Source organism: Paraburkholderia dinghuensis (assembly GCF_003837865.1).
Classification (GTDB): Bacteria; Pseudomonadota; Gammaproteobacteria; order Burkholderiales; family Burkholderiaceae; genus Paraburkholderia; species Paraburkholderia dinghuensis.
In genome coordinates, this window is the sequence record NZ_RQIS01000013.1 from 71,480 (window position 1) to 97,379 (window position 25,900).

Consider the following 25,900-nt stretch of genomic DNA (forward strand, 5'->3'; position numbering starts at 1 on the left):
TCCCGATGAACTTCGCTTTCTCACAGGAACCTCGCCTACGGCAGGAGCGCTTCGTACTCTTCACGGAACTGGTTGATCGAACTTTCAACCACCGTTACTGCACCGTCGATGAGACCGCAACGCCCGCTGCCCGGAAGAATGCGGCAAAGGTTCTCCAACGCCTCCAGGTCGGCGCGTACGCCGCGGCCGGTGTCGAGCCGGTTGAGCAGGCGCATCAATTGAAACGTTCCGCCCTTGCAGGGCGGACATTGTCCGCACGAGCCCTGCGCGAAGAAGCTTACGAACTCCGCCACCTTGCGGACAATGCTGGTGCCCTCCGACACGACGATCATCGCACCAGTCCCCAGACGCGAGCGGCGTTGGCGAACCGAGTCGAAATCCAGTGCGACATCGAGTTCGCGTTTCGTCAGCAAGGTGTTAGAAGGGCCGCCCGTGAAGACCGCCTTGAATTCCTTTTCCTGCAGCATCCCGCCGCCGTGCTCGAAAACGAGCGTCTCGAGACTGGTGCCCATCGGCAGTTCGTACAGACCGGGACGCAAGACGTCGCCCGATAGCGAATAGAGCTTGGTTCCCGCGGCATCGCCAATACCCAGGTCTCGATACCACTGTGCGCCATGGCACAGAATTCCCGGCACGTGAGCCAGTGTCTCGGCATTGTTGACGATGGTCGGCGCGCCATGCACGCCCTGCTCCGCGGGAAAAGGGGGTTTGCGCCGCGGAAACGGAAAACCGCCCTCCACGCTTGCAATGACCGCGGTTTCCTCGCCACCGATGTACAGCCCCGAACTCGGGACGACGCCGAGCGACACCGGGCTTCCGACTACCTGTTCGATCGCCGTGAATAGAGGATGCTCCCGCCATTGCTGCACCGCGCTGCGAGTCGCCGCGAGGGATTGCCGCTGATGCGGATTGACGTAAAGGATGACGTGGTTGGCACGGGCCGCGATTGCGCCGATCAGTGCGCCTTCGATCACCTGGTGTGGCGTATGTTCCAGCAGAAAACGGTCTTTGAACGTGCCGGGTTCGTCTTCGTTGCCATTGCAGATGATGTACTTGTCCCCGTCGGACGCAGCGGCGACGGGCGTCCATTTTTTATGCGCCGGAAAGCCGGCACCGCCCATGCCACGCAGGTCTGCCTGGGCAATTTCCGCAATGATGGCCGCGGGGTCATCCAGCGCCCTCGCAAGCCCTTCGCCACCGCCGCGCGCAAGCCAGGCGTCGAGATCTGCGCCTACGCGGATCTCGTCGCGCATAAGAACCTGATTGAGCTTGTCCATTGGCGCTCCGTGGATCGCATCACCGGATGCTGCCGGTCGCACGCGCGCGCGCGTCCGGGCGCAAACTGGCATCGACCCGCAAATCGAAATGCGCGTAGTCGGGAAAAAGCTGCGGCGCCTTCACGTGCAAGGGCAGTCCAGCCAACGTGAGCTCCCGTTGCCAGGCGTGGACATGGCCAATGCCGGCGCGACTGGCCATGAAACGCCCCTTCGATTGCGCAGCGCTCGCCCCCGCCCTGCGCCCCATGCTCAGGATGTCGAGCAGGGCGTTACCCATCAGCCGGTTGCGTCCGTGAATCCCTCCCGTGACTTCGCCTGCACAGTACAGGCCGGGTACGCTCGTCGCACCGTGCTTGTCGATCGCAACGCCGCCGTTCTGATAGTGAAGGGTGGGATAAACGAGAAAGGGCTCGCGCGCCGGATCGATACCGCACTTGCGCGCGAGATGGCTCAGCGTGACGAGACGTTGCGCCAGAATGCCGGGATTTTCCAGTTCGAGTGTTGGCGTGTCGAGGAACACGCCGATCTGACCGTCGCGCGTGACGCCGCGCCCTTGTGCGCATTCGCGCAGGATCGCCGACGCCACCACGTCCCTTGCCTTGAGCTCATCGACGAATCGCTCGCCTTCGCCGTTGATCAGCTTCGCGCCTGCGGACCGCGCGGCTTCGGAGATCAATCCGCCCGCCAGGTGGGGCGGCCAGGCGACGCCGGTAGGATGGTACTGGAACGAATCGAGCTCGCGCAGCCTCGCGCCGAGACGATATGCCAGCACGAGGCCATCCGCAGTGGCGCCATAGTGGTTGGAGGTAGGAAATGCGTTGAGGTGCAGTCGCCCTGCACCACCGGTCGCGAGGATCACAGCCCGGGCGCGCACCAGCATAAAGGTCCGCCACTCCAGGTTGTACAGCACGGCGCCCGCGCAGCCGCCGCGCTCGTCCGACAGCAATTCGACCACAGGGCAGCGATTCCACACGTCGATGCCAGGGTCGAGATCGACCGCCTCGCGCAGCACGCGCATCATCTCGAGGCCCGTGTAGTCCCGATAGGACAGGATGCGCGCCGCCGATGCGCCGCCGGGCTTCTTGCACAACAGGTTGCCGCCGATCGGCCGGTCTTCCTCCTGATCGAACATCATGCCGAGCTGGATGAGCCAGCGAATCACATCGGGGCCGTCCATCACCATCTGTGCAACGAGTTCAGGGTCGCCGCAGAAATGGCCGGCGCGCAACGTGTCCTCGAAGTGCAGTTGGGGGCTGTCGTCCTCGCCCACTGCCGCCTGGATTCCGCCTTCGGCCATCACGGTGTTGCTGTCCCCGAGTCGCAGTTTGCTGGCGAGCATGACCCGCGCGCCCTGCTTCGCTGCAGTGAGCGCGGCGGCACATCCTGCGCCCCCGCCGCCAACGACCAGCACATCGGTATGCACGAGCTGCGCGCCGGCCAGATCGACGTCGTCGGCTAACGCGTTGGCCTGCAGCTGACGCGCGAGATCCGGTTGACAGGATTCCCCGCGATTCACGCCGACTGCCAGAGCCACGCGCGCATTTGGCCCATGGTCCGGGTGATAGCCCTTGAGAAGCTCGTCGACGGATTGGTCGTCGGCGCGCAACGCGGGCGCTACGCCCGGGCGGTAGCGCAGCAGCGCGTTTTCATAGGGGATGCCGGTTGACATGTTCGTACGCACCGTTCAGCGCGGCGGATGCGCGCCGGGCGCGTCGAAGTCGATCTTCATTTCTCCGCTTTCGATTTGCTGCAAACGCCGGATGAGATTGGCGGGGCGCAACGAGTTCGATGCAATCATTCGTCGTACGAACAGTCCGAGATGATTGGGCCGAATGTGTTCGGGGCACGCGAGCGTGCAGAGGTTACACATGACGCACTCGTCGAACACCTGGCTGGACGCATTCAGCCTGCCCTCCACGGCGAGGTTCACGCCGCGCTGGACCTCGAGCCCCTTCGGGCAGGCGCGGTCACAACCGCTGCAGTGGCGACAATGGGACGCTTCGGGGAATATCTCGGACATCGTGCGCAACGCCTGCCAGCTGTCGCCGAGGTCCTCCATGCGATACACGTGCCGCGCCGGGGTGGCCAGATAGTCGAGGAAAGCCACCTGCATCCCCTCCTCGACCAGCGTCTCGCACGCGAGTACGGTCTTCACCTCCTGATCGCCGCTGCGCCGGACCATGACGCGGCAGGAACCGCATACCCCCTGCCCCATGCACCCGACACCCTCCACGAGCGTCTGGCCAGCATGCACGTAGGCCTGGAGGATCGAGCAGTTGGAAGGCGCCTCCAGCTCGCGCCCTTCAATGCTTAGGCTAACCATCTTCGGTCTCCTTGCCGTTTCGCCGGCGTCGCACTGGCAAACCCCGGAAAAACGTCATATAAACCTTAGCACAATGAAGACCAAAGCGAAGTGGAGGTCACGTGAAAGCGTCATGGAAGGCCCTCGCACCCGTCATCGCCGCGATCGTGATCGCGCTCATCCCCGCCCCCGAAGGGCTCGCACAGCATACGTGGTACTACTTCGCGATCTTCGTCGGCGTGATCGTCGGTCTGATGCTTGAACCCATTCCGGGCGCGGCGATCGGCCTGATCGCCGTCACCGTTGTGGCCGTATTCTCCGAATGGGTATTCTTCAGCCCTGAGCAACTCGCGAAGCCCGGTTTCAACGTTGCAAATGCCAGCCTGGCCTGGGCACTCGCCGGCTTCGCCAACGGTACGGTATGGCTGATTTTCGGCGCCTTCATGTTTGCGCTCGGCTACGAAAAGACGGGCCTCGGCCGGCGTATCGCGCTCCTGCTAGTGCGGGCGATGGGCCGCAAGACGCTTACCCTCGGCTATGCGGTTATGGTGGCCGACGCCATCCTCGCGCCCTTCACGCCATCCAATACGGCGCGTAGCGGCGGAACGATCTTCCCCGTGATCCGCAATCTGCCGCCTCTATATGATTCGAAACCAAACGACCCCTCCGCGCGACGGATCGGGTCATACATCATGTGGACCGCCATTGCGACCACCTGCGTGACGAGTTCGATGTTTCTCACGGCGCTCGCGCCCAATCTGCTCGCCGCTGAACTCATCAGGAAGACGGTCAAGATCGACGTGAGCTGGATTCAATGGTTCACGGCCATGGCACCCGCAGGTTTCGTCCTGCTGCTGGCCGTGCCTGTTCTCACCTACGTGCTCTATCCACCGGAAGTGAAGCAAGGCAACGAAGTACCGGCGTGGGCTGCGGAGGAACTGCGAAAGATGGGGCCGCTCAGCCGGCGGGAATGGACGCTGGGTGTTCTGGTTCTCATTGCGTTGGCGCTCTGGATCTTTGCCGACGATTACGTCAATCCCACGACCGCGGCGCTCATGGTGATCGCCTTCATGCTGATTACCGGGGTCGTGACATGGGACGAGATGCTCGCAAACAAACAGGCATGGAATACGTTCGCGTGGTTTGCGACGCTGGTTTCGCTGGCCGACGGGCTAAGCAAAACGGGTTTCGTCAAGTGGTTCGCCGATATGATGTCGCATCACATGAGCGGCTACTCTCCCATCCTCGCGGCCGTGGTCCTCGTGCTGATATTTTTCTTCACGCATTACATGTTCGCCAGCGTCACCGCGCACGCAACGGCCATGCTTCCGGTCATGCTGACCGTGGGCTCGACGATTCCCGGCATGCCGATGGAGGCGTTTTCGCTGCTGCTGGCCTTGACGCTGGGGCTCATGGGTATCCTGACACCGTACGGAACCGGACCCAGCCCTGTGTACTACGGCAGCGGCTATCTGCCTGCTGGTGACTACTGGAAACTCGGTGCGATCTTCGGGGTCATCTACATCGTCGTTTTTCTCGTGATCAGCGTGCCGTTGCTGCTTTGAGGTGGTCGGGCAGACGGCATGCAACGCCGCCAGTCGCGACCGTCGCACCCGGCGGAAACCGCGAGCCTGGAGCCACGGCGTAGCGGCAAAGCCATTCACTATCCTGCATGTCAAGGTCGATCCTCCGCGCGCGCAACAGGACGGATCACGATGCTTGTTCGCTCCCGCTTGACCGGTGCATCGATCTACTCAGGCCATACCCAGTCGGTGATCTCGGTTCGATCAATGCCGTGCGTGTGCGCATAGTTCAGGTTGCTGATGATGGCGTTCTTCATGTCCTCCCGAAGATGCGCGGTTCTGGCCTGCAAGCGCGGCACGCGGTCGAGCACGTCGATCACGAGATTGAAGCGGTCGACCTGATTGAGGATGGCGAGTTCGAGCGGCGTATTGATGTTGCCCTTCTCCTTGTATCCCCGCACGTGAATGTTCTCGTGGTTGCGAAAGCGATAGGCGAGTTTATGGATCAACCACGGGTATCCATGGAAATTGAAGATCACCGGTTTATCCACCGTAAACAGGCTGTCGAATTCACGCGCGGTCGAGCCGTGGGGGTGCTCGCTAACCGGCTGCATCTTGTAGAGATCGACCACGTTCACAAAGCGCAGCTTGAGTTCGGGAATGCGTTCGCGCAGGATGGCCGTTGCCGCGAGCGCCTCCTGGGTGGCGACGTCTCCGCACGAAGCCATCACCACATCCGGCTCCACGTCGTCGTCCGTGCTCGCGCGGCCCCACACTCCAATACCCTTTGCACAGTGCACGATCGCCTCGTCGATCGTCGTGAACTGCAGGTGCTTTTGCTTGTCGGCAACGATCACATTGATGCAGTTCGTGGAGCGCAGGCAGTGGTCGGCTACGACCAGCAACGTATTGGCGTCCGGCGGAAGATAGACACGTGTGACCGATGGGCTCTTGTTGGTGGCCAGGTCGATGAACCCCGGGTCCTGGTGCGAAAAGCCGTTGTGATCCTGGCGCCAGACCGTAGACGAAAGAAGAATGTTCTGCGACGCGACCGATGCACGCCACGGCACATGGTTCTTGCAGATGTCGAGCCATTTCGCATGCTGGTTGAACATTGAATCGACCACGTGAGCGAAGGCTTCGTAAGTGTGAAAGAAGCCGTGTCGCCCGGACAGCAGATACCCTTCGAGCCAGCCCATCAGTGTGTGCTCGGAGAGCATTTCCATGACCCGGCCATCGCGAGCGAGTTCACCGCCGTCCTCGTCTTCCGGCAAAAGGTCGGCCATCCAGACTTTTTTGCTGACTTCGTATATGGCCTGAAGACGATTCGAAGCCGTCTCGTCGGGTCCGAATACGCGGAAGGTTTTCATGTTCTCACGCATGACGTCACGCAGGAACTCGCCGAGCGGCCGCGTATTTTCCTGGAGCACCCTCCCGGCATGCGCTACGTTGACCGCATAGTTGCGAAAATCCGGCAACTTCAGATCGCGGCGCAATACCCCGCCATTGGCGTGCGGATTGGCGCTCATGCGGCGATGTCCGGTCGGCGCGAGCGTTTTGAGTTCAGGGATCAGCCGTCCATCCGCATCGAAGAGTTCATCCGGCCGGTAACTGCGCAGCCAGCTATCCAGAAGCTCCAGGTTTGCGTGATTGCCGCGCACGTCTGAAAACGGCACCTGGTGTGCCCTCCACGATCCCTCGACCTTGTGGCCGTTGATTTCCTGTGGACCGCTCCAGCCTTTGGGCGTGCGCAGCACGATCATCGGCCAGCGCGGCCGCTCCACCGGGTCGCCGCTACGGGCCCGTTCGTGAATCGCGCGAATCTCCGCAGCGATCGCGTCGAGCGTAGCGGCCATTTTCTGGTGCATTGCGGCATGGTCTGCTCCCTCGACGAAATACGGCCTGTAACCGTAGCCGACGAAAAGCGCCTCCAGTTCCTCGTGGCTGATGCGCGAAAGCACCGTGGGGTTGGCGATCTTGTAGCCGTTGAGGTTGAGGATGGGCAGCACGGTGCCGTCGCGCGCCGGATTGATGAACTTGTTCGAGTGCCATGCCGTCGCGAGCGGGCCCGTTTCGGCTTCGCCGTCGCCAATTACGCAGGCCACGATGAGATCCGGATTGTCCAGCGCGGCGCCATACGCGTGCGACAGGCTATAGCCCAGTTCGCCGCCCTCGTGAATCGATCCGGGCGTTTCCGGTGTCACGTGCGAGCCGATGTGGCCCGGAAATGAAAACTGCTTGAAGAACTTCTGCATACCCGCGACGTCTTCGCTTTTGTCCGGATAGACCTCTGAATAAGTGCCCTCCAGATAAGCCGGACCCAGCACGCCAGGCGCGCCGTGCCCTGGACCCGCCATGAAGATCATATTCAGGTCGTCGCGCCGGATGATCCGGTTCAGATGCGCCCAGACAAATGAAAGCGCCGGACTTGCGCCCCAATGTCCGAGCAGGCGCGCCTTGACGTGCTCCGCCTTCAGCGGCTCACGCAGCAGCGGATTGTCCATCAGGTAGATCATGCCCACCGAGAGGTAGTTACATGCGCGCCACCAGCCGTCGATAGCGCGAAGTTCGCTGTCATCGAGCGGGGTGGCCTGCAATGAAACGTCCGACGAGAGGGTATTGCCCATATCGGCATCTCCTGGCCCACGCGATGACGTTCCCGGCGTGCAGCGGATTGCTCGGGTCGTGCTACGTGAGCGTTGATGATCGTTCAACGGCATCACCGCTTCGGGCAAGCTCGGAGAACGGCTGAATGGCCCCGAGAAAGACTGGTGCGTCAAGATCGCAGAATACGTTACTGCGCCTGCAAATCAAGTTATTCGCGCCGGCTCAGACCCTACGATTGCATACGTCCTGGGCGGTGGGATGCATCGGCTTCGTACAGCGTGCAGTGTCTCCTGACCCGGTGTGTCCTAAACTACGAATCGTCGATTCGTCACGCACCTGATAGACCGGGTAGATGCCAGGGAATGCAGAGTATTCCGCATGCAATCAACGTTCGGAAACTTGCGTGCGCAGCAGGCCTTGAAAGTTGAAGTTCTGGCGATTGTTCTGGCCTGTGCACTCACGCGCACTTCGTCAGACCGTACGCCAGCTTTACGCCACGCCTCGAATCGTGCTGTCGTTTCCGGAAGTCGCAATCACGTCGGCGCCAAACGCTCCGCACGCTCAGAACTCGATGGCTCACACGGGTCCACGCCCGTCATCGCAGGTGGTTGCCAGGCACGCTCGCGCAATCCAGATCATTCGAGCCGGCAGCCCAGACTCAGGGAGTCGCACAGATGAAGGGCTTTCAGCATTCCGGCCGCCTCGAGCTGATGGCCCCCCTCTCGGGGGTGCTCGTTCCCATCGATACCGTGCCGGACCCCGTGTTCGCGCAGAAGCTGGTCGGCGACGGCGTGTCGATCGACCCCATCTCCAATGAGCTGCTTGCGCCGCTACCAGGCACGGTAACGAACCTGCACAGCTCAGGCCACGCCGTCACGATCACCGGCAACAACGGGCTGGAGGTGCTGCTGCATATCGGCCTCGATACTGTGCTGCTGCGCGGCGAAGGCTTCGAGCCGCTCGTCAAGCAGGGCGACACCGTGGCGACGGGACAACCCCTGATCCGTTTCGATCCTGTCGTCGTTGGGGCGAAGGCTGCAAGCCTGCTGACGCAGATGGTGATCGCGAACGGCGACAGGGTGACGCGCTACCTGCCCGCCACCGGACTCGTCACCGCCGGCACCGACGCCGTGTTGTCGCTCGAACTGGTCGGTGCAGAGGCTGAGCGGGAGTCAGCCGGCTCAGGCGGCATGGTCGTTTCCGACGAAGTCAGTCTGCCGAATCGCGAGGGGCTGCATGCGCGCCCCGCCGCGGTCGTCGCCGCGCAAGCGAAGAAGTACAAATCCGACCTGCGCCTGTTGCGAGGCGCCGATAGTGCGAATGCGAAGTCGGTCGTTTCGATCATGGGACTTGCGACCCGCTTCGGCGACAAGGTCAGCATCCAGGCCACCGGGCCCGACGCCGGTGAGGCCGCCGCCGCACTGGCGCGGCTGCTCGCCGATGGCGCGGGTGAAAAGCCCGGCGACGCCCCCGCGCAGGAACACGCCGCCGCCGACGTCGCGCTGCCCGCGAACGCCCCAGCCGGGCGCACCGCCCCCGTCAACAAAGACGAACTCGTCGGTGTATCGGCGTCACCAGGCCTCGCGGTCGGCACGATCGTGCAATATCGGCAGCAGGTCATTGACGTCAAGGAAGCGGCCGAATCGCCATCGCGTGAACGTGCACAACTCGAATCCGCCCAGCACCTCGCGCGTCAGCAGATCGAGGCGCTCAAGGGGAACCTCGCCGATCCGTCCAAGGCGCAGATACTCGACGCGCATCTTGAACTCCTCGACGACCCCGATCTCAATGACATGGCGATCGCGGGCATCAGCGAGGGCAAGAGCGCGGGCTTCGCGTGGCGCGAAGCCTTCCAGAAGCAGGCGAATACACTCGAGCAACTCGACAATCCTCTGCTGCGCGAGCGGGCGGGCGACGTGCGCGATGTCGGACTGCGCGTGCTGGCATTGCTGGCCGGCGTGAACCATGCGCAAATCGTGGTACCGGCCAACTCGATACTGATCGCGGAGGAACTCTCGCCCTCCGACACCGCCTCGCTGGACCGCAGCAAGGTGCGTGGCTTCTGCACGACGACCGGAGGCGCCACGAGCCATGTCGCAATCCTCGCGCGTTCGCTCGGCATCCCGGCCATTTGCGGAATCGACCCAGGTGCGCTGCAACTCGCCGACGGCACGCTCGTCGTGCTCGACGGTACCCGCGGTGTCTTGCGGCACAATCCGGACGCCCGGGAGACCGAGGCCGCGCACGAGCGCATCTCGCGCCAGGCAGCAAGGCGCGAGGAAGAAGCGCTCGCCGCGACCAAGCTTGCCGTCACCGCCGACGGACATCGCGTTGAAGTTGTCGCGAACATCCGCAACCTGCAGGAAGCGCGCGAGGCCGTGGCTGCGGGTGCCGAAGGCGTCGGACTGCTGCGCTCCGAATTTCTGTTCAGCGATCGCGACACCGCGCCGTCCGAGGACGAGCAGGCAGCCGAGTACTGCGCCATAGCCGAAGCGCTGGGCCGCGAGCGTCCACTCGTCATCCGCACACTCGACGTCGGCGGCGACAAGCCGCTCTCCTATCTGCCGCTGCCGAAAGAAGACAATCCCTTCCTCGGCGTGCGCGGTGTGCGCGTGAGCCTGGACCACCCCGACATGTTCCGCGCCCAGTTGCGGGCGATTTTGCGCGCAGCACCGCTTGGGAATGTGCACGTGATGTTCCCCATGGTGGCGGCGATCGAGGAAGTGCTCGCCGCGAAGCGGATTCTGCTCGAGGAAGCCGGCGCAAGTGCAAGCGCCATCAAGATTGGCGTGATGATCGAAGTGCCGGCTGCTGCGCTGATTGCCGAATCGCTCGCGCGCGAAGTCGATTTCTTCTCGATCGGCACGAACGATCTGACCCAGTACACGCTCGCGATGGACCGCGGGCATCCGAAGCTCGCCCGGCAGGCGGACGCACTCCACCCCGCTGTACTGCGTCTGATTGGCATGACGGTGGACGGCGCGCATCAGCATGGCAAGTGGGTCGGTGTATGCGGAGGCCTTGCCTCCGACGCGATGGCCGTGCCCGTGCTCGCAGGTCTCGGGATTGATGAGCTTTCGGTGAGCGTGCCTGCCGTCGGCTCGATCAAGGCGCAGCTTGCGAGGCTAACGATGAGCGAGGCGCGCAAGCTTGCGTCCGAGGTCCTGCGCATGGGCACCGCCGCCGAGGTCCGCGCGCGCCTCGCGCCGTTTTCCGAATAAGCCGGTCCAGAGGAGACTCGCCATGTTCAAGCATGCCTTCGGAGTCTTGCAGAAAGTGGGCAAGTCGTTGATGCTGCCGGTCGCCGTGCTGCCGGTGGCGGGCCTGCTGCTCGGCCTCGGCGCGACCGACTTTCACGGCTACGTACCGGCCATCGTACTCGCGCTGATGAAGAACGCGGGCGACGTCATCTTCGCCAACCTGCCGCTCATCTTCGCGATCGGTGTCGCGCTTGGGTTCACCGAGAACGATGGCGTATCGGGTATCGCCGCGACGATCGGATACCTCGTCATGACGGCAACGCTCGGCGTGATCGCCAAGGTCGAGGGCGTCGAACCCGACACGATCATGGGCATTCCGTCGATCCAGACGGGTGTGTTCGGCGGCATTCTGGCCGGTGCGCTGGCCGCGTGGATGTTCAACCGCTACTACAGGATCGCCCTGCCGGCCTATCTCGGCTTTTTTGCCGGCAAGCGCTTCGTGCCCATCGTGACCGCGATCGGTTCGATCGTGCTCGGCGCACTGCTGTCTATCGTGTGGCCGCCAATCGGCAGCGCGATCAAGGCCTTTTCACAATGGGCCGCAGTCTCCGATCCCCGCACCGCCGCCACGATCTACGGCTTCGTCGAGCGGCTGCTGATCCCGTTCGGCCTGCATCACATCTGGAACGTACCATTCTTCTTCGAAATGGGGAGCTTCGTCGACCCGACGACAGGCAAGGAGGTTCACGGCGACATTACCCGCTTCTTCGCCGGCGACCGCACCGCCGGGATTCTGGCAGGCGCTTTCCTCTTCAAGATGTTCGGCCTGCCCGCAGCAGCCATTGCAATCTGGCACTGCGCGAAGCCTGAGAAAAAAGTCGCCGTAGGCGGCATGATGATTTCTGCCGCGCTGACCTCTTTTCTCACCGGCATTACGGAGCCAATCGAATTTGCGTTCCTGTTCGTCGCGCCGGTGCTGTACTTTGTCCATGCGTGTCTTGTGGCCACGACGCAGTTCGTGGCCAACACGCTCGGCATGCACATGGGTTTCACTTTCTCGCAAGGCGCCATCGACTTCGTCGCGTTCAATCTGATCGGCAACAAGTCCACACACGCGTGGTACGTCTTTATTCTGGGGCCCATCTACGCAGTGGTCTATTACGGCGTGTTCCGCTTCGTCATTACCGCCTTCGACCTGAAGACGCCAGGCCGTGAGATCGACGACGTCGAAGCGCCCGTGCGCGTCACAGGCGGCGCAGGCGGCCGCGCACGCGAACTGGTGCTCGCTTTCGGGGGGCGCGCCAACATCGCGAACCTCGATGCCTGCATCACGCGTCTACGCATCTCCGTCAACGACCCTGCGCTCGTAAACGACGCCCGACTGAAAGCACTCGGCGCAGCGGGCGTCCTTCGCGTCGGCGATGCCGTGCAGGCTATCTTCGGGCCGCTATCGGAGAACATGAAAACCGATATGCAGGAATACCTGAAGACCGCCGGTAGCGACGCCGACCTGACACCGGCCGCCTCCCCTGCGTCGACCGGCGCGACGCAGGCCGCCGAACCGCCAGCCCCTGTCGCCATCACGACGCAACAGAGGGCGCGAGCGGAAAAGATTCGCGCGGCGCTTGGCGGTGTCGCGAACATCACAAAGCTGGAAGCGCTTGCAGCGACGCGGTTACGCGTTGCGTTATCGGACGCATCGCGCATCGACGCTGCCGCGTTGAAGGCAGCTGGCGTCCCGGCAACGCAGGCACTCGGTAATGGCGAGGTCGACCTGATCGTCGGACTGGAAGCGGAAAGCCTGGCAAGTGCGATGCGCTAGGCGTCAGGCGCGGCGGCTATCGTGGTCCATTTTCGAACGGGTGAGAATCAATGGAAAAAACCGACTCGTACAAAGGCTTCGAGATCACCGTGAAGCTCGAGTCCGTGCGGGCTGTGTCGAGCGAATTCACCGTTGGGCCTCCGGTGGGGTATGTTGCTGTGGTGAGTGTCTGCGCAGCGGACCCGAAAAGACCAATCGGCGTGCCAATTCGGCTCGTCACAGAAGGAAATCGCGTCTTCGGCACGGTGGAAGACGCCTTCACGGCAGGCTTTAGCGCCGCACAGCGGGTGATAGACGACAGGACTGGTCCTTGAACCAGAGGGACGCCTGCTCATTCATTGGCCGAAGTCCGCGATCGCAACAGATCCGGGCATCCGCCGTGCAGGGGCGACAAAGGCGCGAACTCGCACAGATGTTAGTGGAGCATCGTCACCGGGGTTGAAGTCAGGCGCCAGAGCCTGGCGAGGACCGTCCATCTGTGAAAAAAGCCAAGGTGGCTTGCGTCAAGCACCACGATATCCGCATGCCCCTTCGCCGCGTACTGCGCGATTGTCCGCTCCGGTGGCCCAAACACGCGTTTCCATGTGTATGGAACGCCAGCATCATCGAGAATCGCCCGCGTTTGCATAAGCGCATCGAGCGCTTCCTGCTTCTCCCGTCTGTGCAGCGTTGCCGGTGAATGAAACGCGACGGCACGGTCCCGCACCACATCATCGAGCACTTCGATGATCTCAACCTCGGATACACATCGTTCGGCAAACAGGAACGCTCCGTGACGCGCCGCATTGGTTGCCGCTCTGGCACCTAGCACAGGAATAAGCAGTTTCAGCACAGGTCACCTCCAGTGCATACACGTCCGGCAATCTCAGCTGAATTGAAGCATGGACATCGCCAGGATGACGTTAAAGTAGAAGAGCGCCGTATAAAAATGTCATCAACGTCAAAACGCCATCGGTGTCACGGATGGTGCCTGTGCTCCTCCGGGCAGATTCGTGCAACGTGATCGCCCAGAGTGTCGCTCCTCACCTGACACCGACCAGGCAATATCCGATCCCCAGACAGTCGACAAGACCGCCAGCATTGGCGCCAATTTTCGCGGGAGCCACGCGCGTGGCAAGCCAGTGGTCGGCCATAACCTGAACACCGAAAGAGCAGCCCGAATGTATAAACCCTGGAAGCCCCTCACGAAAATCGTAAAAGGCGTCTGGATAGCAGCATCGGTCTGGCAGTTTCCCCGCGTCACCGACGCGATAGGGGACTAGAATTGCGCTTTTAGCCCGGAATACGCCGATGTCTTTTGCCTCGCTTGGCCTGATCGATCCCTTGCTGCGTAATGTGCAGGACCTCAATTACCAGACGCCTACGCCAATACAGGTCAAGGCGATCCCTGCTGTGCTTGGCGGCAAGGACGTCATGGCTGCGGCACAGACCGGCACTGGCAAAACGGCGGGTTTTGCGCTGCCGCTGCTGCAACGGCTCGTGCAACACGGCCCGGCGGTGTCCAGCAACCGCGCGCGTGTTCTGGTGCTGGTGCCCACGCGTGAACTGGCCGAACAACTGCTGCAAAGCTTTATCGCTTACGGCAAAGGCCTCGATTTACGATTTCTGGCCGCCTACGGCGGTGTGAGCATCAACCCGCAGATGATGAAGTTGCGCAAAGGCGTGGATGTGCTCGTTGCCACGCCGGGCCGTTTGCTGGATCTCAATCGGCAGAACGCAGTGCAGTTTGATCAGGTACAAACGCTGGTGCTGGACGAAGCCGACCGCATGCTGGATCTGGGCTTTGCGCGCGAACTCAACGCCGTCTTTGCGGCCTTGCCCGCTCAGCGCCAGACCCTGCTGTTCTCTGCCACGTTCACCGATGATATCCGCGCCATGGCGGCGGGCATTCTGCGCGGCCCGGTTAATATCAGCGTCAGCCCGCCCAATGCCACCGCCAGCAAGATCAAGCAGTGGGTAGTGCCGGTGGATAAAAGGAACAAGCCTGACCTCTTCATGCACCTTGTGGCTGAGAACCACTGGGAGCACGCCCTGGTGTTCGTCAAAACCCGCAATGGCGTGGATTACCTCGCGGCCATGCTGGATGAAGCGGGCTATGCGGTCGACACCATCCACGGCGAAAAACCACAACCCGCGCGTCTGCGTGCGCTGGAGCGTTTCAAGACCGGCGAAGTCAATATGCTGGTCGCTACTGATGTGGCTGCGCGCGGACTCGATATCGACGACCTGCCGCTGGTGATCAACGTCGATCTGCCGATCGTGGCGCAAGACTATGTGCACCGCATTGGCCGTACCGGCCGTGCGGGCGCCAGCGGCGTGGCGGTGTCCCTTGTGTGTGCCGATGAAGCGCCGCAACTGGCCGCGATTGAAGCGCTGATCCGGCAAACGCTGCCCCGTGAAGAGGAGCCGGGTTTTGAAGCCGAACACCGCGTGCCGCAAACCAGCGCGACGGGCGAGCTCATCAAGAAACCCAAAAAGCCCAAGAAGCCCAAAGTGCCGCAAGCTGCGCCGGGCGCCACGCAGGCGCTCAGCAAAAAACCGCGTACGCAAACTGGCGAAAACAAACGCAAGCCTGCGACGCCGCGCGCAGTGGCCGCGGGTAAAGGCACAAGCTTTTCCAGCGATAACCCATTCAGTGTGCAGAAGCCACGCAGCAAACCCGCTAGCAAGCCAGCGGCGAGTTCACGTAAGCCGGCAGGCAAACCCGCTGGTGGCGGCGGCAAACGCCAATCTTGATCCGTGGGGATGAGTCACGCCAAACCTGGAACGGGCCGGCGGTTTGCGGCCCACTGGCAGGCAACGGAGCGGCCTCACTCGTCTTCTTCCGCTCTTCGAATAGTGAAGCCGTGGCGGATTTGAGAAACAGCCCGCCCGGTGACCCAGAATCGGGCATGGCCGTTCGTTCACAGAATCGCGGTCAAGCCTTGTCGACGTCGATGATTGCCTTGGCGAACTCTGCCGGCGCCTCTTGCGGCAGATTGTGCCCTATGCCGCCGGTAATGGTGCGATGCTCATACTTGCCGACGTACTTCCTGGCATAGACGCTCGGGTCAGGATGCGGTGCGCCGTTCGAGTCACCTTCCAGGGTAATCGTCGGACAAGCGATGGCTGGAAATGTCGCGATCTTCTTCTCCAACGCATCGTATTTTCGCTCGCCCGGCTCCAGGCGCAAATACCAGCGATAGTTGTAGAGTGAGATGCCAACGAAATCCGGATTTTCAAACGCCCTTGCTGAGCGCTCGAACGTCTCGTCATCGAAGGCCCATTTCGGCGAGGCCTGGTGCCAGATAAACCGGTTGAACGCCTTGGTGTTGCTGGCGTAACCAGCCTGACCGCGGTCGGTAGCGAAATAAAATAGATACCACCAGGCGTCCTCAGCGGCTGGCGGCAATGGCATCCCGGCGGCGGCCTGGCTACCCACGAGATAGCCGCTCACCGAAACCAGCCCCTTGACGCGCTCGGGCCAAAGAAATGCCAGAAGGTTGGCGTTTCTGCCACCCCAGTCAAATCCCCCCATAATCGCTTTATCGATCTTGAGTGCGTCCATAAAGCTGATCGCATCGACTGCGACTGCAGCCGGTTGGGCATTACGCGGTGTTGATGCGGAGAGAAACCGCGTTTCGCCGTAGCCGCGCAGGTACGGGACAAGAACGCGGTAGCCGGCCGCCGCGAGTATAGGAGCGACATCGACGTAACTGTGAATATCGTAGGGCCAGCCGTGGAAGAGCAGCACCGGCGGACCATCTGCCGGCCCGGCTTCTGCATAAGCAATGCTAAGTACGCCGGCGTTGACATGCTTTAACGGACCAAAGGACGCTTTCGGTGCCCCCGCCGTCCCCGGTGCAGGAATGCGATTGTTGTTGCTCTCTTGTGCATTGGCGCTTGCAATGGTGCCTAGCTGGGAAGCGACGAGACCGAGTGCCGCTACTCCTAGCAAGGTCCGACGCGATTGACTGATATCTGCTGCCATGTGTTGCTCCTTGTGAGATTGACTGCCGGCATCTTCCGCGTTGGTGGTGAGGGGGGTGCAGGGAACCCGCAACACGCGAAGAAGGTGGCAGAAACGCCGCGTCATGAGACGGCGGCCCGGCACCCCGAGGCAATGCGTATTGCGCGTGTGCGGCGGATAGTGACTGCCGGCGAACTGGCCCTTGAGCCTGACGGCGTGCGTGAGATATAGCGCGTGCCGGAGCGTGATCGTCTTCGCCGGTCCAGTGGTTTCCAGGGTGACGCTACCCCTGGAAGGGGCTGGAAGATTTCGTCAAATGCATCCAGCCGCGGCATTGATATGCGCGGTCGCTCGTCGAGGCAAGGAACGGAAATGTTTTGACGGAGACTGCTTAGCGCACCGCACAAACGGATACTTACCTGGAGCAGCGCATGATTTTTCGCTTTCCCTCCGGGCGCGTAGAATAAGCCGTCGACGGCAGCGATCAGAACGCCGTTCAGCTTCATAGGGTGACTCGATGGCTGCAGGACCGACCTACCCAGTCACGACCGGCGCAGCAGGAAGTGACGGCCCGGTTGTCTATGTCGTCGATGACGACAAGGCAATCCGGCTTGCGCTTAGCACGCTTATGCGCTCGGTTGGCCTGCGCGTCGAAACGTTTGAGTCCCCTGAAGAATTTCTCCAGTTTCCCACTTCGAGCGGGCCCAGTTGCCTGATTCTTGACGTCCGGCTCCGCGGGAAAAGCGGAATGGCTTTTCACCAGGAAATCGTCAACAGCGGCATCTGCATTCCTGTCGTTTTCATGACTGCTCATGGAGACATAGAGATGGGCGTGAAAGCGATGAAAGCCGGCGCGCAGGACTTCTTTGCCAAACCGTTCAAGGACCAGGACATGCTCGACGCAGTCGAGCATGCTCTGGCGCTCGATACTGAGCGGCTTGCGGCAGACGCCGCCATGGCTGGACTGCGTGCCTCGTATCAGTCCCTCTCTCCGCGAGAGAAGGAGGTGATGGCCTTCGTGCTGTCCGGGCTGTTGAACAAGCAAATTGCCTCCGAAATGAACCTGAGCGAAATTACGGTGAAGGTCCACCGCGGCCAGGTGATGAGAAAAATGAACGCGCGCTCCATGCCGGACCTTGTCCGCAAGGCCGAGTCCCTCGGCATCAAGCCGCAAGTATCCAGTTCTGTCCGGCGATAACCTCGCGACGACCTTCTCCCTACGGATTGCCGAGTGCAACCGAGAGCCAGTAAGTCATCACCGCCGCCTGATAGGGTTTCTGAAGCAACACCAGCGCGCCGTTGGTGACCGCCCTTGCGTGCAGCAACGGCGTTGGGTACGCGCTGATGAAGATGGTCGCCGGGGCATAGCCAAGCGCCAGCAGGCGCTCGTGCATCTCCACACCCGACATGCCGGACATGCGGACGTCGGAGATGAGGCAGGATGTGTCGGCGATCTGCCCGGACACGAGAAATTCTTCGGCTGACTCGAACATGCGCGCCTGCCAGCCTAGCGATCGCACGAGGCTTCCTAACGCGAGACGAACGGCTTTATCGTCGTCAACAATCGAGACAACAGGTGCTGTTTGCAAAGTGGCGGCCCTCGACCTCTCTTCCTGCGGGATAAAGCGCGAACAACCCGCTTGCCCGTATTCTTATCTGGAGGTTACTGCACAACCGCTCGTGCCGCGATGATACGAATGTATAACCGATGCGAACGCTGGCAGCGGGGCTACGCGAGTGCTGCAGACACTCGCGCTGGCGGCAAGCTGAAACTGAATGTCGAGCCACCTTCGGGGTTGTTGGATGCCCAGATTTGACCGCCATGCGCCTCGATGATCGAACTGCATATTGCCAGCCCCATCCCCATACCCGTGCTGCGCGTCGTAAAGAAGGGCTCGAACAGACGCGACAGGTTCTCCTTGCTGATGCCGGGCCCTGAGTCTCGCACAGCCACCACTACGTTTTCTTCGTTGTCCATGCCGGATTCGACCGCAAGTTTGCGCTCGCCGTCGACGGTGGCCATCGCTTGCACACCGTTAATGATGATGTTGATGAGCACCTGCTGAAGTTGCACACGATCGCCAAGCACCGCGGGAAGTCCGGGCGCGAGATTCAGCACAAGCGATCCACCGTGGCTCTTGACCTCACCGCGAATCAGCGTCATCACTTCGTCAATCAGTTCGTTCACCTCAACGCGTGCCCTGTCAGGTGGCGCTCCCTTCATCAATTTCCTCACACGCTGCACGATTTCAGCCGCCCGGTTCCCCTCACCCGTTATCTGGGTCATGCACCCTTCAATCTCTTCCACGTTGAGCGGCTGGCGGCGCAGCCAGCGCAGACCGGCCTCGGCATTCGTGATGATGGCGGCGAGCGGCTGACCGACCTCATGCGCAATCGACGCGCTTAGTTCGCCGAGGGCGGTGATGCGACTGGCGCGCGCGAGTTCGTTTTGCGCCTGCCGCAACTGTTCCTCTGTCTGCTTTGCCTCCGTCACGTCCATCACGGCTCCGATGAACTGCCTGCTGTCCGCCTGATCGGTTGTTCGGTGCACCACGACGTGCAGATGCTTGATCCTCGCATCCGGAAACAGCAGGCGATGCTCGACGTCAAAATCACACTTCGAACCTCGCGCCTCCACTAGCAGTTGCTCGAACACCTGCATGTCGTCCGGGTGCACACGCTGCCGGACCATGTCAATCGTGGGTGTCATTGCCACGTCGTACTCGAAAATATTGAAGGCCTGCTCAGACCAGAATACCTCGCCGGTTGAGACGTTCCACCCGAAGCTACCAGTACGACTGAGCTTCTGAGCTTCAGCAAGATACTGCGCCTGACTTTTTCGCAGCCACTCCTCGGCACGCTTGCGCTCGGTGATGTCGTTGTTCGTCTCGAGGGTGGCGAGCAGCGCGCCCCGCTCGTCTCGCTGCAGTGCCCAGCGACTGGCTACGATGGCCTCAGAACCATCGCGTTTGGTGTGAACCAGTTCGCCTTCCCAGCTCCCGTCGCGAATATACAGTTGCTGAATTTCCTCGCGAGGCAGCGGAAAAAGGGTCCGGAGAAGCTCATCGGCGACTTTCCCAATCGCCTCTTCCTGTTTCCAGCCATAAAGCGTTTCCGCAGCGCGATTCCAGTACGTGATCACTTCGTTCTGGTCGCGGACGAACACGGTGTCGTGGGTCAGATCCAGGAGCCGCGCCTGGGCACGCTGCACTTTTTCAATGCGGTTAATCCGCCTGACAAGCGTTGTGACAGCGATTGACGTGACGAGAAAGGAACTAAGGGGGATATAGTCCTCGGGAGAGGCTATCCGAAAGCTATAGAGGGGCGGTGTGAAAAAAAAGTCCAGCAGCGCGGCGCCAACGACCGAGAAAATCGCGGATGAAATGAAGCTGTCCTTCAAGGACAACACGACAATGACAATCAAGAGAAGGAAGCCCGTGGTGCTCAATCGCAGCTGCAGTCGGAGGCAGATTGCAGCAACGGCGCCGAGCGCGATGCAGCCCCCAATCCACAAAGGCACCAGATGTTTAAGGCCGCCGCTAACATATGAAGAACCTGCTGCCCGCACGGAACGCCTCCCTTAGTGCAGCTTTACTCACCGCTTGCGTCCGGTCTGGCGCAAAAGCTCCAGGCATCGCAGACCAAAACAGCGCTCGTCCCTCGAACCTTCTGTTGCTCCTCTCCAGATAATAGTCGCCGGAGATTGTGTCGCGCAGTTCGAAGCCGCTCGTGACGCCTCCTCAGCGCGCTTATACGACCGTATAAGCAGACTACGCTAACGCGGCATCGACATATCCAACCGTAGAGTAGATTCGCGATCCGGCTAGACCTAATCTTCTTTCATCGCGACAGCGCTCGACCTCAGGGTAGCGCAAGACTCGCGGTTCGGCCCGACGACAACACCACCTTTTCGGTTGCCCGACCGACCGGTTCCGTCTACATCGTCTCCAAGGAATCATCGTGTCAAACGTTCTGCACAACTGGATATACATCGGAAGCAACGCTTACGACGAGTACACGTTCGTGCCGTGGCTCGACAGGAATATTTATCGCCGGACGGTTGAACTCTCCAGGATTTGCATCCAGTAGCCGGGAATCATTGGCTATTCATTCTCAACCCTTTGTCGTGCCGGATACGGATCGGAGTGCGTCTTCCGCATCTGGGAGAGCGCAACCACGATTGCCCCTTACAGGACGCAACATGAACCTGCCGAAAAACGCGAGCGCTCTTGCGCCATTGACCGGCTGGCAGTTCGCGCTGGGCGCGTTCGCGGTGTCCCTCGCCACCTTCATGAATGTGCTGGACTCGTCGATCGCCAATGTCGCGATCCCGACGCTGTCCGGCGACCTGGGTGTGTCGGTCGATGAAGGCACGTGGGTCATCACGCTGTTCTCCGCGGCCAACGCGGTGGCGATTCCGCTGACCGGGTGGCTCACGCAGCGGGTCGGGCAGGTCAAGCTCTTCGTATCAGCGATCCTGCTGTTCGTGGTGTCGTCCGCGGCGTGCGGCTTCGCGCCCAGCCTGCCTGTTCTGCTCGTCGCGCGTATCGTACAAGGCGCCGTGGCGGGACCGCTGGTGCCGTTGTCGCAAGCACTCCTGCTCAGTACGTTTGCGCGAGAAAAAAGCTCGAACGCACTGGCGCTGTGGGCGATGACCGCAACGGTCGGACCGATCGCCGGGCCGGCCCTGGGCGGCTGGATCACGGACAACTACAGCTGGTCCTGGATCTTCTATATCAACGTGCCCGTTGGGCTGTTCGCCGCCGCGGTGATCTGGGGGATCTACCGCAAGCGCGAAACGCCGTCGCGCAAGCTGCCGGTGGACAAGGTGGGGCTCATGTCGCTAATCGTCTGGGTGGCCGCGCTGCAGATCATGCTCGACAAGGGCAAGGACCTCGCCTGGTTCAGTTCACCGGTGATCTGGGCGCTCACGATCGTCGCGCTGGTCGCGTTCCTGTTCTTCGTGGTCTGGGAGCTGACCGAGGCCAAGCCGATCGTCGACCTGCGCCTGTTCAAGCGACGCAACTTCCTGGGCGGCACCATCGCGATATCGATCGCGTACGCGGTCTTCTTCGCCAACCTCGTGATCCTGCCGACATGGATTCAGGAGTACCTCGGCTACCCGGCCGTCGATGCGGGGCTCGTGACAGCGCCGCTCGGCGTCTTCGCCGTGCTCCTTGCGCCGGTGATGGGCAAGATCATGCCGAAATCGGACATGCGGATGCTGGCGACGCTCGCCTTCCTCGGCTTTGCGGGCGTGTTCCTGATGCGCTCGTGGTACACGACGGGCGTTGACGCCTACACGCTGGTTCTGCCGACGCTGCTGCAGGGCATCCCGATGGCGCTGTTCTTCACGCCGCTTACGGCAATCATCCTGTCGGGCTTGCCACCGGAGAAGATCCCGGCGGCGGCGGGTCTGTCGAACTTCGTGCGGATTTTCGCCGGCGCGGCAGGCACATCGCTCCTGAGCACCGTCTGGAGCAACCGGACGATCCTGCACCATTCGCAGCTTGCCGAGCAGACCGGTTTGAACAACCCGGCCTATGTGCATGCGCTCACCGGTATCGAGACGATGCTGCATGCGAGTCTCTTCAAAGCCGAGGCCTTCTTCGAAGCGCAAATGAGCGCGCAGGCGGCGATGCTCGGCCTGAACGATGTGTTCTGGCTGTCGGCCGTGATCTTCGTCGTGATTATTCCGCTCATCTGGATCACCAAACCCAGCAAGGACGGCGCGAAGAACGCAGCGGGCGCGGGCGGTCACTGAGCTGCGCGCGAACCTTCCCATGAAGCATCACACGCCCAAAAGTTTTTCGCAGACGCCAGGCGTCGGGTTCCTGCTGACCAAGGCTCGCAACCTGATCACTGCGGAAATGGACACAGCCCTCAAGGATCTCAACATCACCGGCCGGCAGATGGGCATTCTCCTGGCGATGCAGCGCGGCCTCGCCACCACGCCGTTCGAGCTTTCGAAGATGTTGTCCGTCGATACCGGACTGATGACCCGGATGCTGGACAAGCTGGAAATGAAGGGGCTGCTGGAACGCTCGCGCAGCGTGGATGATCGCCGGGTGGTCAACCTGGTGCTGACGCACAAGGGCGAAGAGATCGCGGCCGAGATTCCGAATATCGCGCCGGAAGTGCTGAACGCACGGTTGAAGAAACTCACGACGGCGGAGTTCGAAGAGCTGTGCCGTTTGCTCTGCAAATTGATTGGCGAGTGAGCGCCGCGGCGCTCCCCCTTTTTTAACCATTCATCTCACAGGTCAGAAAATGAACCCGCAGATTACTAGATCAGCCCGCGGTGCCCGCGCGATTAAAACGGGGCTGTCGGTGATGCTGGCGGCGTTGCTCCCGGCATGCGCCAACTATGCGGGCATTCACAGCGACAAGCAGATGGCGAAGCCGCAACAGTTCGAGACGACGCAAAGCCTGCCCGCCGAAGGCGGTCACTGGCCGGCCGCCAACTGGGCCGACCAGTTCGGTGACGCGCAATTGAAGGCCCTGATCGAGGAAGCGCTCAAGGGCAATCCGACGATTGCGCAGGCGCGCGCCCGAATCGCCGGGGCGCAAGCCTATGCGGGCACGGCGAAGGCCAGCACGATGCCGCGCGTCGACGCGAGTTATTCGCTGACGCGCCAGCAGTACAGCAGCACGACGCTCATTCCGCCGCCGTTTGCCGGCTCATGGCAGACCGAAAACAAGGGATTGCTTGGCGCTTCGTTTGATCTCGACCTATGGGGCAAGAATCGCGCAGCGCTGAAGGCGGCGCTTTCCCAGGTACAGGCAAGCGAGGCCGACGCGGAAGTCGTCAAGCTCACGCTCACGACCTCGGTTGCCCGCACCTATAACCAGCTTGCGCGGCTTTACGTGCTGCACGACATCGCCCAGCAGGAAGTCGGACGCCGCGAACAGATCGACCGAATCACGGCCGGCCGCATCGCGACCGGGCTCGATACCGAGGTTGAGCGCAAGACGGCGCAGGCGAATCTCGCGACCGCCCGCTCGGCGCTCGCCGCGCTCGACGGCAGCATCCTGACGACGCGCTACCAACTGGCCGCGCTCATGGGCGAAGGCCCGGACCGCGGGCTTGCGATTACGCGGCCTGCGCTCGGCATCGGCGACCAGGTGCGCCTGCCGGACAACCTTCCGGCCAACCTCGTGGGCCGCCGCCCGGACATCGTCGCGGCCCGCTGGCGAGTCGATGCGCTTACGCACGAAGTAAAGGAAGCCAAGGCCGAGTTCTACCCGGACATCAATCTGAGCGCCGCGATCGGCCTCGACGCGTTCGGCTTCGGCCGCTTTTTGACGGCGGCGAGCCGCACGGCCAGCGTCGGTCCGGCGATCTATCTGCCGATCTTCGACGGGGGTGCGCTGCGTGCGCAATTGAAGGGCCGTTACGCCGATTTCGACGACGCCGTCGCGACCTACAACCAGACGCTGATCAGTGCCTTGAGCAATGTGGCGACAGAACTTGCGCAGATCCGCTCGAGCGACTTGCAGATTGGCGACGCGCAAGCGGCGCAACAAGACGCGCGCGGGGCCGACGAGCTGGCGCTCACGCAGTACAAGGGCGGCCTGACGAATCAGCTGACTGTGCTCAATGCCGACGTGCTCACGCTGCAGGCCGATCAGGCCGTCGCCAACCTGCTGATGGACCGGCGCGATCAAAAGATCGCGCTCGCATCGGCACTCGGTGGCGGCTATGTCGATAGGTCATCCGATGCAACACACCGTGCGGGTTCAGCCGCGCCTTCTAACTCCCTCGCCGCGCGTTGAAACGGCACGTTCGTAAACTTCTTGGTGAATTGACATGAGCGATACCATCCAGACTGACCGCGCGACTGACCGCTCGAGTGCGGATCCGGCACAATCGAACAGCAAGGGTGCACACGATGGCACCACCGGAACCCCGCCGGACGCGACGCCGCCCGGCGACTCAAGCAAGCGCAAGCTGTGGCTCGCACTGCTGGGCATCGGGGTCGCGGTCGCGGGTGCTGCTTATGGCACGTACTATTTCAAGTATGGGCAATTTCACGAGTCGACCGACGACGCGTACGTCAACGGCAACCTCGTGCAGCTCACGCCGCAGGTGACCGGCACGGTCAACGCAGTCAACGCGGACGACACACAGATCGTGAAAGTGGGCGACCCGGTTGTCACGCTGGATCCGGCCGATTCGAGGATCGCACTCCTGAACGCCGAGGCGGCGCTCGGCCAGGCCGTGCGCAAGGTCAGCACGCTCTACGTGGACAACAGCTACTACGCGGCCAACGTCGCGCAGCGCGAGGCGGCCCTGGCGCGCGCGCAGGACGATCTGCAGCGCCGTGTCGCGGTGGCCGGCACCGGCGCGGTGTCTGCCGAAGATGTCTCGCACGCTCGCGAGGCCGTAGCCGCCGCTCAGGCAGCGCTCGACGCGGCCCGCGAGCAGGCGCAATCGAACCGCGCGCTGACCGACCGCACAACGATCCGGCAGCATCCGGACGTGCGGGCCGCCGCCGCGAAGGTACGTGACGCCTATCTCGACTACGCACGCAACACGCTGCCGGCACCGGTGACGGGCTACGTCGCGCAGCGCTCGGTGCAAATTGGCGAGCGAGTCTCACCGGGCACGCCGCTGATGTCGATTGTGCCGCTCAACGGCGTGTGGGTCGATGCGAACTTCAAGGAAGGGCAATTGCGCCGCATGCGCATCGGTCAGCCGGTCACGATGACGGCGGACGTCTACGGATCGAGCGTCAAGTACCACGGACAAGTGATCGGCTTCTCGGCGGGCACGGGCAGCGCGTTCGCGACGTTGCCGGCACAGAACGCGACCGGCAACTGGATCAAGATTGTGCAGCGCCTGCCGGTGCGTATCGCGCTCGACCCGAAGGAACTCGCGGCGCATCCGCTGCGGATCGGGCTATCGATGGAAGTCGACGCCGACACGCGCAATGATTCCGGCACGCAGCTCGCGGCGGCGGTCAACACCACTTATCGCACCGACGTGTTTGCGCAATATGGCGATAAGGCCAATGCCGAGATCGCGAAGATCATCGAGCAGAACGAGATGACGGCGCAGGCGCAGACTACACGACCGGCTGCGACGAAGGTGGCGATGAGGAATTGAGCGGCCTTACCGTGGTTACGCGAGACGCCCGCGAATTGCGTTCCCGTGCCCAGCCGTGGTCGCCGCATAGGTTGGTGAGGATAGCCGGTACCAGATGACCTTGTTCATCTT

General features: G+C 62.0%; 18 protein-coding genes. 10 read left to right on the forward strand and 8 right to left on the reverse strand.

Annotated features, from left to right (window positions below; genetic code table 11):
- Nucleotides 1-35 precede the first annotated feature (35 nt).
- Genes D1Y85_RS18245 through D1Y85_RS18255 form a run of 3 tightly spaced genes read right to left on the reverse strand, consistent with a single transcriptional unit; the run spans nt 36 to nt 3,600 of the window.
- Nucleotides 36-1,277, reverse strand: coding sequence for a complex I 51 kDa subunit family protein (locus tag D1Y85_RS18245; RefSeq protein ID WP_124152481.1), 1,242 nt, complete (start codon nt 1,275-1,277; stop codon nt 36-38).
- 19 nt (nt 1,278-1,296) lie between these two features.
- On the reverse strand, nt 1,297-2,946 hold the full coding sequence (locus D1Y85_RS18250) for an FAD-binding protein (RefSeq protein ID WP_124152482.1): 1,650 nt from the start codon (nt 2,944-2,946) through the stop codon (nt 1,297-1,299).
- Nucleotides 2,947-2,961: 15 nt separating this feature from the next.
- On the reverse strand, nt 2,962-3,600 hold the full coding sequence (locus D1Y85_RS18255) for a 2Fe-2S iron-sulfur cluster-binding protein (RefSeq protein ID WP_124152483.1): 639 nt from the start codon (nt 3,598-3,600) through the stop codon (nt 2,962-2,964).
- A gap of 101 nt (nt 3,601-3,701) precedes the next feature.
- Here D1Y85_RS18255 and D1Y85_RS18260 point away from each other — a divergent pair, with 101 nt between their 5' ends.
- Nucleotides 3,702-5,144, forward strand: coding sequence for an anion permease (locus tag D1Y85_RS18260; protein WP_124152484.1), 1,443 nt, complete (start codon nt 3,702-3,704; stop codon nt 5,142-5,144).
- Nucleotides 5,145-5,329: 185 nt separating this feature from the next.
- Here D1Y85_RS18260 and D1Y85_RS18265 read toward each other — a convergent pair whose 3' ends face one another.
- Nucleotides 5,330-7,729 (reverse strand): phosphoketolase family protein, encoded by a 2,400-nt coding sequence (locus D1Y85_RS18265; RefSeq protein ID WP_124152485.1) that lies wholly within the window; start codon nt 7,727-7,729, stop codon nt 5,330-5,332.
- A 654-nt stretch (nt 7,730-8,383) separates the two neighbouring features.
- Between D1Y85_RS18265 and ptsP the strand changes: the two genes are divergently transcribed.
- Genes ptsP through D1Y85_RS18280 form a run of 3 tightly spaced genes read left to right on the forward strand, consistent with a single transcriptional unit; the run spans nt 8,384 to nt 13,045 of the window.
- A complete protein-coding gene (ptsP, locus tag D1Y85_RS18270) occupies nt 8,384-10,930 on the forward strand; it encodes a phosphoenolpyruvate--protein phosphotransferase (RefSeq protein WP_124152486.1) in 2,547 nt (848 codons plus the stop codon).
- A 22-nt stretch (nt 10,931-10,952) separates the two neighbouring features.
- Nucleotides 10,953-12,731: a PTS glucose transporter subunit IIBC gene (gene ptsG, locus D1Y85_RS18275; protein WP_124152487.1), complete on the forward strand. Its 1,779-nt coding sequence runs from the start codon at nt 10,953-10,955 to the stop codon at nt 12,729-12,731.
- Nucleotides 12,732-12,781: 50 nt separating this feature from the next.
- Nucleotides 12,782-13,045 (forward strand): hypothetical protein, encoded by a 264-nt coding sequence (locus D1Y85_RS18280; protein ID WP_124152488.1) that lies wholly within the window; start codon nt 12,782-12,784, stop codon nt 13,043-13,045.
- Between the two features lie 101 nt (nt 13,046-13,146).
- Here the strand turns inward: D1Y85_RS18280 and D1Y85_RS18285 are convergent, their stop codons facing one another.
- Nucleotides 13,147-13,563 carry a universal stress protein gene (locus D1Y85_RS18285; RefSeq protein WP_124152489.1) on the reverse strand — a complete coding sequence of 139 codons (417 nt, stop codon included), beginning with the start codon at nt 13,561-13,563 and terminating at the stop codon, nt 13,147-13,149.
- Between the two features lie 458 nt (nt 13,564-14,021).
- Here D1Y85_RS18285 and D1Y85_RS18290 point away from each other — a divergent pair, with 458 nt between their 5' ends.
- A complete protein-coding gene (locus D1Y85_RS18290; protein ID WP_124152490.1) occupies nt 14,022-15,467 on the forward strand; it encodes a DEAD/DEAH box helicase in 1,446 nt (481 codons plus the stop codon).
- Between the two features lie 181 nt (nt 15,468-15,648).
- Here the strand turns inward: D1Y85_RS18290 and D1Y85_RS18295 are convergent, their stop codons facing one another.
- Nucleotides 15,649-16,701: an alpha/beta fold hydrolase gene (locus D1Y85_RS18295; protein WP_124152491.1), complete on the reverse strand. Its 1,053-nt coding sequence runs from the start codon at nt 16,699-16,701 to the stop codon at nt 15,649-15,651.
- A gap of 496 nt (nt 16,702-17,197) precedes the next feature.
- On the opposite strand from D1Y85_RS18295, the gene D1Y85_RS18300 reads away from it, so the two are divergent.
- On the forward strand, nt 17,198-17,878 hold the full coding sequence (locus D1Y85_RS18300) for a response regulator transcription factor (RefSeq protein WP_124152492.1): 681 nt from the start codon (nt 17,198-17,200) through the stop codon (nt 17,876-17,878).
- A 19-nt stretch (nt 17,879-17,897) separates the two neighbouring features.
- Here the strand turns inward: D1Y85_RS18300 and D1Y85_RS18305 are convergent, their stop codons facing one another.
- Nucleotides 17,898-18,269, reverse strand: coding sequence for a response regulator (locus D1Y85_RS18305; protein WP_124152493.1), 372 nt, complete (start codon nt 18,267-18,269; stop codon nt 17,898-17,900).
- A gap of 140 nt (nt 18,270-18,409) precedes the next feature.
- On the reverse strand, nt 18,410-20,248 hold the full coding sequence (locus D1Y85_RS18310; protein ID WP_124152494.1) for an ATP-binding protein: 1,839 nt from the start codon (nt 20,246-20,248) through the stop codon (nt 18,410-18,412).
- Nucleotides 20,249-20,881: 633 nt separating this feature from the next.
- On the opposite strand from D1Y85_RS18310, the gene D1Y85_RS18315 reads away from it, so the two are divergent.
- From D1Y85_RS18315 to D1Y85_RS18330, 4 genes are read left to right on the forward strand one after another with little or no spacing between them, the layout of a single operon-like run.
- On the forward strand, nt 20,882-22,444 hold the full coding sequence (locus D1Y85_RS18315) for a DHA2 family efflux MFS transporter permease subunit (RefSeq protein ID WP_124152495.1): 1,563 nt from the start codon (nt 20,882-20,884) through the stop codon (nt 22,442-22,444).
- 19 nt (nt 22,445-22,463) lie between these two features.
- On the forward strand, nt 22,464-22,901 hold the full coding sequence (locus D1Y85_RS18320; protein WP_124152496.1) for a MarR family winged helix-turn-helix transcriptional regulator: 438 nt from the start codon (nt 22,464-22,466) through the stop codon (nt 22,899-22,901).
- A gap of 49 nt (nt 22,902-22,950) precedes the next feature.
- On the forward strand, nt 22,951-24,456 hold the full coding sequence (locus D1Y85_RS18325; protein ID WP_124152497.1) for an efflux transporter outer membrane subunit: 1,506 nt from the start codon (nt 22,951-22,953) through the stop codon (nt 24,454-24,456).
- Between the two features lie 34 nt (nt 24,457-24,490).
- Nucleotides 24,491-25,789 carry an HlyD/EmrA/EmrK family protein gene (locus D1Y85_RS18330; protein ID WP_124152498.1) on the forward strand — a complete coding sequence of 433 codons (1,299 nt, stop codon included), beginning with the start codon at nt 24,491-24,493 and terminating at the stop codon, nt 25,787-25,789.
- Nucleotides 25,790-25,900: the final 111 nt, after the last annotated feature.